General features: G+C 62.0%; 1 protein-coding gene. It reads left to right on the top strand.

Annotated features, from left to right (window positions below; all coding sequences use genetic code 11):
* Positions 1-440 (top strand): LLM class flavin-dependent oxidoreductase (locus FCS21_RS16275; protein WP_138624523.1); only part of this gene is annotated, 440 nt, incomplete at both ends.

Raw genomic sequence — 440 nt, 5'->3', positions numbered from 1 at the left:
TGCTGGGTTCCAGCCTGTTCAGCGCGCAACTGGCGGGCGAACGCGGTTTGCCCTACGCCTTCGCCTCCCATTTCGCACCGCGTTTGATGCACGAGGCGATTCGCGTGTACCGCAACCACTTCAAGCCCTCGGCCGTGCTGGACAAGCCTTACGTGATGCTCGGCATTCCATTGGTTGCCGCCGACACCGATGAGCAGGCCGACTACCTGGCCACCTCGGTGTACCAGCGCATCCTTGCCTTGATGCGCGGGCAAAGCCTGGTGCAGTGCCCACCGGTGAAAACCATGGACGGCCTGTGGCTGCCCCATGAAAAAGACGCCGTCGGCAGTTTCCTCGGACTGGCAATGGTGGGCAGCCCGGCGAAGATCCGTGCCAAGCTGGAAGTACTGATCGAACAGACCGGCGCCGACGAATTGATCTTCACCTGCGACCTGTACGAG

The organism is Colwellia ponticola, from assembly GCF_005885605.1.
GTDB classification, from domain to species: Bacteria; Pseudomonadota; Gammaproteobacteria; order Enterobacterales; family Alteromonadaceae; genus Colwellia; species Colwellia ponticola.
Note: the sequence above shows the minus strand (reverse complement) of the source record. Positions and strands in the feature narration are given on the sequence as shown.